We start from the raw sequence: 3,287 nt of genomic DNA, 5'->3' as shown, positions 1-3,287 counted from the left end.
GTTCAGGCAGTGGTGACCGGGTCCAGCGCCAGCGGACCCAAGTAGCGGGCATGGACCTGTCGCTGGGTGCGCCGGAGCAGCCAGGTCGAACCCTTGGGCCAGTGCAGCGGCTCTGCGACCGCCATGCCGTCCGCGGCGAGCTGGGTGAACAGCTGGGCGATCGTCTCGCCGTGGGTGCACAACACCGCGTCGCGCAGCCGCCAATGCCAAAAGACCGATCGCACCTGGGCGGGTTCGGCGTCCACGCCGAGGGCGGCGACGGACTGGATCGGCAGGAGGCGGTCGCGGGCGAGCGGCTCGACGGTTTGGTGGCAGCGCACGGTTGGGCTGCACAGGATCTGCTCGACCGGGTAGTCCTCCAGGCGGAACACGAGTCCCTCGGCTTGGCGGCGTCCGGTGGGTGACAGGGGCCGCAGCAGGTCAGGACCACCCCAGCGGCCCTTGTCACCGGCATCGCCGTGGCGGACCACGATGAGCAGGCGATCCTCGGCGCTGCGGGCGGTGACGGTTCCATCCTCGACCAGCCTGGTCGAGGATCGGAACCGGTCGGCGTGGTTCGTGGTGGCCCCCGTCCTTGCCGTGCCTGTCCTGGTGACGCTAGGGACAGGCCGGCCGGTGGTCATCGTCCAGATGGGATATGTCTGACCCTGGGTCTATCCCCGCCATCTGGAGACGCGCCCGCACCGCCATGGCATCGGTCGCTCGAGGCGGCGGCTGGTCGGTGGGACCGACCCCGGCCTGGCTCCCTCCGGGCAGGACCGCGCTGGTCCAGGGGGACGACGAGGCCGGGGGGCTGGTTGCCCGGCTGCTCCAAGGGAGCCCTCGACGCCTGGCCTTGCTCGGCCGGTGCTGGGTGGGCTCGGGTCGCGACCGGCCCGCGGCCGCCTAGCTCCCCGATGGTGGTGAATCGGTGGCTGCCAAACGTATCCCAACCGGATGATGCCCCCAGCCCGGCCTGGTGCGATGGTGCGTTCGGTGGTCCGATGCGGCCTGCCAGCGTGGCCGGCCGCGGACCAGAGGAGGGATCGGCACATGACCGAAGACGCATACTCATCGTCCGGGGCCCGCCGCGCAGAGCAGGAGACCAGCGGGACCGCGGTCGGGTTCATCTTGTTCGCCGCCATCATGATGCTCATGGCCGGCAGCTTCCAGGCGTTGCAGGGCCTCATCGCCATCTTCGAGAACGAGTTCTATGTCGCCACCCGCAACTATGTGTTCGAGTTCGACGCCACCACCTGGGGCTGGATCCACCTGCTGATCGGGCTGCTGGTGGCCTTCGCCGGCTGGGGGTTGTTGTCGGGCAAGACCTGGGCTCGGGTCGTGGCCATCACCGTGGCCCTGGTCAGCGCCGTGGCCAACTTCTTGTTCATCCCCTACTACCCGTTCTGGGCGTTGACCGTCATCACCCTGGACATCTTTGTCATCTGGGCGGTCTCCGCCCACGGCCGCGAGCTCCGCGACGTCTGAACCGAGACCTGGAGATGGCCGGCAAGCGCCACGACGACGGCCGCATCTGCCTCTGCGACCGAGCCGACGGGACCTGCGCCACACCCTAGTCCCAGGCAGGAGTTCGACAGCTGGCAGCTAGTTCGGACGACGGCAGCCAGGTTGTGGTCAGCCGAACGAACGGGAAGGAGTTCTTCATGGGATTCAGGCGACGGACAAGGCGCCGGGCGCTGATCGCCGGAGCGGCGGTTGCCCATCATCGTGACAACCAGGACGCGGAGCAGGAGCAGGCGCCTGCCGACGACTACCTGGACGAAGCGCAACCTGCCCCGCCTCCGGCGGACCCGGCCGACGAGCTCGAGCACCTCGCACAGTTGCACGACTCGGGGGCGCTGACAGACGAAGAGTTCACGGCGGCCAAGGCGAACATCCTCGGGTCCTGAACGCGGCTCGGATTGTCAGAGGACTTCGAACAGACCGTACGACAGGAACGGGGGGCTACAGTGAGTGAATCGCGCAAGGACGTGCTGCTGAAGGCGCTCGAGGCCGAGGTCGGCGGCGCATCGGTCGATCCGGGCACCCTGTTCACCGACGACGTCGTCGGGTGGTCGCCATACGCGACCGTGTCAGGGCTGACGGCGCTCGCCGAGCTCGCCGTCCTCCGTGAAACGGCGTTCTCCAACGTCGTCATCATGTTTCGGGGACTCGACGAAGTGGGCAATAAGGCGTTCGCCGAATGGCTGATCGAAGCCGATCACACGGGGCCGCTCGTCCTCGACGAGGATGCGGTTTTGGATGCGACAGGACGCCGTGTCAGGTTGGCCGGCGCCACGGTGGCCGACTTCCGCGACAGGAAGATCCGGTCGTTCCGGACGTACTTCGATGACCTCTCGCTGATCGAGCAGATCGTCGGCGCCTGACGAGCCGGTCGCTGTGGAGTTCCACCTCGAGGACAATCCGGATCCTCTCGACATCGAGGTCCTCGAAACGCAGATCCGTCGTGAGGCGTCCGCCGCCATGGGACTCGGTGACGAGGTCGAGCTGGCGATCTTCATGCGCGACGCCGGCAAGGTCCTGGCCGGCATCAGCGGGTGGACTTGGGGCGACTGCTGCGAGCTACAGAGCCTCTGGGTGGAGCCAAGTCTCCGAGGTCGCGGCCTCGCGACTCGGTTCCTGGCCGCCGCCGAGGCTGAGGCGGCGGCGCGCGGGTGCACACAGACCGTCCTTTTCACCTACGGCTTTCAGGCTCGAGCCCTCTATGAGCGGAACGGCTATGAACTGGCGGGTCGAGTCGAGGACTTCCCATCAGGAACGGACGTCCTCTGGTACCGCAAGCGCCTGAACCCAACCGGAGTTCCCGCCGAGTCGGCGCGCGACTGATCGTAGCTGGATCGCGGCAGGCATCCGGCATGGTCCCACCACACCGTCAAACTACTTCAGCGACGCAGCACTAGGAGACCGGCGGCAATATACCCATGCGGACACCAATCAGGAACCCGCCGGATCCGATGTACGCGGAGATCGCGGTGCACCGGACGATGATCTGCGACCGTGTCCGCACCGAGGCCTTCCGGCGTGCGATCGACTCGGTGGTGCGCCCCGGCGACGTCGTTCTCGACGTCGGGGCGGGAAGCGGCATCCTGAGCATGTTCGCGGCGCGGGCAGGAGCTGCGCGCGTCTACGCGGTGGAGCGGACGACGGTCGCGGTCCTCGCGCAGCAACTGGCCGCCTCGAATGGGTTGGACGAGATCGTCCACGTAATCCAGGGCGACATTTTGGACGTCGACCCGCCCGAACGTGTCGACGTGGTCGTCTCGGAATGGCTCGGGGGGTTCGGGATC

6 protein-coding genes are annotated in these 3,287 nt (G+C 67.6%); 5 read left to right on the top strand and 1 reads right to left on the bottom strand.

Annotated features, from left to right (window positions below):
• Positions 1-2: 2 nt before the first annotated feature.
• Positions 3-623, bottom strand: coding sequence for a histidine phosphatase family protein (locus VF468_10450; protein HEX5878727.1), 621 nt, complete (start codon positions 621-623; stop codon positions 3-5).
• A 409-nt stretch (positions 624-1,032) separates the two neighbouring features.
• Between VF468_10450 and VF468_10445 the strand changes: the two genes are divergently transcribed.
• The 5 genes from VF468_10445 to VF468_10425 all read left to right on the top strand — a co-directional run.
• The gene (locus VF468_10445) at positions 1,033-1,467 is read left to right on the top strand and encodes a hypothetical protein (GenBank protein ID HEX5878726.1); all 435 of its coding nucleotides are present in this window, start codon (positions 1,033-1,035) and stop codon (positions 1,465-1,467) included.
• A gap of 176 nt (positions 1,468-1,643) precedes the next feature.
• Positions 1,644-1,889 carry an SHOCT domain-containing protein gene (locus VF468_10440; protein HEX5878725.1) on the top strand — a complete coding sequence of 82 codons (246 nt, stop codon included), beginning with the start codon at positions 1,644-1,646 and terminating at the stop codon, positions 1,887-1,889.
• Positions 1,890-1,970: 81 nt separating this feature from the next.
• Positions 1,971-2,366 carry a nuclear transport factor 2 family protein gene (locus tag VF468_10435; protein ID HEX5878724.1) on the top strand — a complete coding sequence of 132 codons (396 nt, stop codon included), beginning with the start codon at positions 1,971-1,973 and terminating at the stop codon, positions 2,364-2,366.
• Between the two features lie 13 nt (positions 2,367-2,379).
• A complete protein-coding gene (locus VF468_10430; protein HEX5878723.1) occupies positions 2,380-2,826 on the top strand; it encodes a GNAT family N-acetyltransferase in 447 nt (148 codons plus the stop codon).
• Positions 2,827-2,954: 128 nt separating this feature from the next.
• The coding region (locus tag VF468_10425) for a 50S ribosomal protein L11 methyltransferase (GenBank protein ID HEX5878722.1) at positions 2,955-3,287 on the top strand (333 nt) is incomplete at its 3' end.

Source organism: Actinomycetota bacterium (genome assembly GCA_036280995.1).
Taxonomy (GTDB): domain Bacteria; phylum Actinomycetota; class CALGFH01; order CALGFH01; family CALGFH01; genus CALGFH01.
Note: the sequence above shows the minus strand (reverse complement) of the source record. Positions and strands in the feature narration are given on the sequence as shown.

Bases quoted from the DNA above. Each gene is read 5' to 3' on its own strand.
- VF468_10450 (HEX5878727.1), bottom strand. From the start codon at position 623: ATGACCACCGGCCGGCCTGTCCCTAGCGTCACCAGGACAGGCACGGCA.
- VF468_10445 (HEX5878726.1), top strand. From the start codon at position 1,033: ATGACCGAAGACGCATACTCATCGTCCGGGGCCCGCCGCGCAGAGCAG.
- VF468_10440 (HEX5878725.1), top strand. From the start codon at position 1,644: ATGGGATTCAGGCGACGGACAAGGCGCCGGGCGCTGATCGCCGGAGCG.